General features: G+C 65.7%; 4 protein-coding genes. 1 reads left to right on the forward strand and 3 read right to left on the reverse strand.

The features are described 5' to 3' along the window. Nucleotides 1–519 (forward strand): trehalose-6-phosphate synthase (locus VDP82_RS15205; protein ID WP_323015675.1); only part of this gene is annotated, 519 nt, incomplete at its 5' end. Between the two features lie 26 nt (nt 520–545). Here VDP82_RS15205 and VDP82_RS15210 read toward each other — a convergent pair. The 3 genes from VDP82_RS15210 to VDP82_RS15220 form a co-directional block, all read right to left on the reverse strand. Next, nucleotides 546–1,982: a DEAD/DEAH box helicase gene (locus tag VDP82_RS15210; protein WP_323015676.1), complete on the reverse strand. Its 1,437-nt coding sequence runs from the start codon at nt 1,980–1,982 to the stop codon at nt 546–548. Nucleotides 1,983–2,285: 303 nt separating this feature from the next. After that, nucleotides 2,286–3,074 (reverse strand): molybdopterin-dependent oxidoreductase, encoded by a 789-nt coding sequence (locus VDP82_RS15215; protein WP_323015677.1) that lies wholly within the window; start codon nt 3,072–3,074, stop codon nt 2,286–2,288. Beyond that, nucleotides 3,071–3,880 (reverse strand): cytochrome b/b6 domain-containing protein, encoded by an 810-nt coding sequence (locus tag VDP82_RS15220; protein ID WP_323015678.1) that lies wholly within the window; start codon nt 3,878–3,880, stop codon nt 3,071–3,073. Before VDP82_RS15220 ends, VDP82_RS15215 begins: the two co-directional genes overlap by 4 nt. Between the last annotated feature and the right edge of the window lie 3 nt (nt 3,881–3,883).

Genomic DNA, 3,883 nt, shown 5'->3' on the forward strand with positions numbered 1-3,883 from the left:
CCCTCACGCGACACCATTCCCGAATATCAGGACACCGGCGCCGCGCTCGATGCCGCCTGCGGGCGCGTCATGGGCCGTTTTGCCGAGCCCGACTGGCAGCCCCTCACCTATGTCAAGCGCGCCTATGGCCAGCCCAGCCTCGCCGGGCTTTACCGGCTGGCGCGGGTGGGGCTGGTGACGCCGCTGCGCGACGGCATGAACCTGGTGGCCCATGAATTTGTCGGCGCGCAGGATCCCGGCGATCCGGGAGTGCTGGTGCTGTCGCGTTTTGCCGGCGCCGCCGAGATTTTCGAGGATGCCCTTCTGGTCAATCCCTTTGATACCGATGAAACCGCCGAAGCGCTGCGCATGGCGCTCGATATGGATTTGCCTGAGCGCCGGCGCCGCTGGCAGGGGCTGATGGCCGCCGCAAAGCGCCACAATGTCGAGGATTGGGCCAGATCCTTCCTCAGCCGCCTCGCCCCCACCGGCGAAGCCGACACCAGCCGCGATATCCTCTCCCTCGCCTCGGTAGCATAAGGGCGGCCCACAGGCCGCCCTCGTCTTTACGCCTCTGCAGCGGCCCGCTTGCGCGGACGGTTGCCGGCATTGGCGCGACCATTCTGGTTCTGGCGGGCCGCTTCCTTCTGCCCCTTGTTCCAGCGTGGCTTGGCCTTGCCGGCAGCAGGCTTCTTGCCCTCGGGCTGGGCCGTTCCGGCCGTCTCGCGGCCAAATTCGGCAAAAGGACGCCGCTCGGCCGGCGAACGGCGGTCCACCGCCGCCGCGGCGCGCGGATTGCGGGCCGAGCGCGGGCCCGGCCGGCCGGCCGGCTTGCGCGGCGCTTCGGTGACGCCGGTGTCGTTGGCGGTGTGCAGATCCCCGCTCACCGGCAGGGTGCGCCGGATCAGCCGCTCGACATCGCGCAGCTTGGTGCGCTCGGTGCCGTCGCACAGCGTGATGGCAATGCCCGTGGCGCCATTGCGCCCGGTGCGGCCGATGCGATGGACGTAATTTTCCGGGTCATCAGGCAGTTCGTAATTGACCACATGGGTGATGCCGGGCACGTCGATGCCGCGTGCGGCAATGTCGGTGGCGACCAGGATCCGCACCTCGCCCGAGGCAAAGCCCTTGAGCGCGGCCTGGCGGGCATTCTGGCTCTTATTGCCATGGATGGCGGCGGCGCGATGGCCGTCGATCTCCAGATTCTTGGCCACGCGGTCGGCGCCGTGCTTGGTGCGCGAGAAGATGATGACGCGTTCCATCTTCTCCTCGTCGCTGGCCAGCAACTCGTTGAGCACGCCGCGCTTGGCCTTGGCCCCGGACAGGATCACCCGCTGGTCGATCTTGACCACGGTGGAGCCGGCGACCGACGCATCGACCCGCACCGGGTCTTGCAGCAGCGTGCGGGCCAGATCGGCGACTTCGGGCGCCATGGTGGCCGAGAACATCATGGTCTGGCGCTTCATGCCGATGGATTTGACGATGTGGCGCACCGGGGCGATGAAGCCCATGTCCAGCATGCGGTCGGCCTCGTCCAGCACCAGCCAGCGCGTTTCATTGAGGCGGATCTTGCCGTCGTCCATCAAATCCTTGAGGCGGCCGGGCGTCGCCACCACGATATCGGCGCCGCGTTCGAGCTTCTTGACCTGGTGGTAGCGCGACACGCCCCCCAGCAGCAGCACGGTATCGAGCTTCATCTTCGAGCCGGCGAATTTACGGATATTCTCGTCGATCTGCACTGCCAGCTCGCGCGTCGGCGCCAGGATAAGCGCCCGCGTGGTCAGCGGCCGCGGCCGGCCGTTCAGGGTCAGGATACCGGCCAGGATCGGCAGGCCGAACGCCGCCGTCTTGCCCGAACCGGTCTGGGCGATACCCATCATGTCCCGACCTTCGAGCAGCTTGGGAATGGACTGGCTCTGGATCTTGGTAGGGGTGGTAAAGCCCCCGGCCGTCAGGCTGCCGATGAGAATTTGCGGCAGGCCGAGGGAAGTAAAATCACTCACGGAATATGTCTTTCTGCGCCAAAAGGCGCGGATGGCGCGCAGGATAATCCAGCGCGCGGAAAACCGCCGGCCCAAAGGCGGCAGCACAAAATGGCAATCGGGCGATAGGGAATATCGCGCGGGTGCTGGCTCAAACCCGGACATCACTGCATCTGGGTCGACTTCGCCGCTCACCGCTCGCGGATAAGAAGAGAAGTCCGTTTGCCGCCATCACGGGCGGCAACGCTGCCCTCATATGGGGCAGTTGCGCCCACTTGGCAAGAAAATTGCGGATTTTGGCCATGCATGGCGGGGTTGCGCCCCTCAGATCCCCCCGTACCAATCGTAGCCATTGTCTTCCCAATAGCCGCCCTTGCCCTGCCCGAAGCCGGAAAGATCGTCCACCAGCTCGATGGTGTGCAGGTATTTGGGCTGCTTGTAGCCCAGCGCCCGCTCGATGCGCAGGCGAATGGGCGCGCCATTGGCCACCGGCAGCATCTGGTCATTGAGCCCATAGGCCAGGATGGTTTGCGGATGATAGGCGTCGATCAGGTCCGAGCTTTCATAGTAGAGTATGTCGCCCATGGGCGTACGCTGGATATTGTCGAAGCATTGATAGACGCAGAACCGCGCCTGCGGCTTCGCGCCCGCCAGGTCGAGCAGCGGCCCCAGCCGCGTGCCGGTCCATTTGGCAATGGCGCTCCAGCCCTCGACGCAGTCATGCCGCGTGATCTGGCTCTGCGCCGGCATGTTGCGCAATTCATCCAGCGAAAAACTCACCTCCCGCTCCACCAGCCCCTTCACGCTCAGCCGATAGCCGGCAAAATCCTGCATGCGCAGGAACAGATATTCCGGGGTCGAGGGTTCCACCGAGCCATTGGGCTTCATGCCCTGGCGGATTTCGCTGGCGGCATATTCGCGCGCCAGCACGGCATCGCCGATCAGCGCCCGCTGCGCCCGATAGGTCAGCACGTTGGCCTGTTCCATGGCCTGGCGCAGGGGATGGCCGCGCTGGCCGAGGAAATCGAACTGGTCGCACCCGGCCAGCACCAGCCCCGAGCCGGCCGCCACCGAGGCGGAGAGGAAATTGCGGCGGGTAATAAGCCGGCTCATGGCCTGTCTCCTTGGCCGGGCGGGGTGCCGGGGCCGGTGCGATACCAGCCCGTCACCATGGCGCGCAGTGTATTGAGCGGTCCGCCCGCCAGCACCATCAGCATATGGACGATGAAGAAGATCACCAGCGTCAGCATGGCGAGGAAATGGATGGTCCGCGCGGTCTGTCGCCCTCCGAACAGATCGAGCATCCAGGGCGCGGCCGCATTAAGGCCCGGGCTCATGGTGAGACCGGTGGCGATGATCAATGGGAAGAGGACGCACAGCACGAGAAAATAGCTCAGCTTCTGCACCGGACCATAGCGCCGCCCCTTGCCGAGCCGGAATCGCGCATGGGCGGCCACGTCGCCGGGCAGTTCCCGCAGATCCTCCCCCGAGGGCAGGATATCGCGGCGCAAATGCCCGTTGAAAAGGCTCGCCGCCAGCCAGACGAACAGCGTGCCGACGAAAATCCAGGCAAAGAAGAAATGCACCACCCGTCCGGTGGCCAGGTCGCGATAAGAGGGAATGGTCAGCGCGCCCGGAAAGGCGGTGAAGCTGGGCCGCTCGGCCGGTCCGCTCATCCCCAGCACGCCGGTGGTGTCGAAGTCCCGCCCCAGCACCGTGGTGCGGCCGCGCGGCCCGCTCTGGCTGTTGACCGCGCCGATGCGCAAAACGGCATTGTCGTAGTCGAAGCCCGATTCCTGCCCGATATAGAGCGCGGGATGGGCGTTGAAGATTTGCAGGCCGCTGAGCAGCAGGAAGAACAGGCACAGCGCCCACAGCCAATGGGTCAACCGCGTCCAGGCCGACTGGCGATAGACCAGCGG

The sequence above is a fragment of the Devosia sp. genome (assembly GCF_034675085.1).
Taxonomy (GTDB): Bacteria; Pseudomonadota; Alphaproteobacteria; order Rhizobiales; family Devosiaceae; genus Devosia.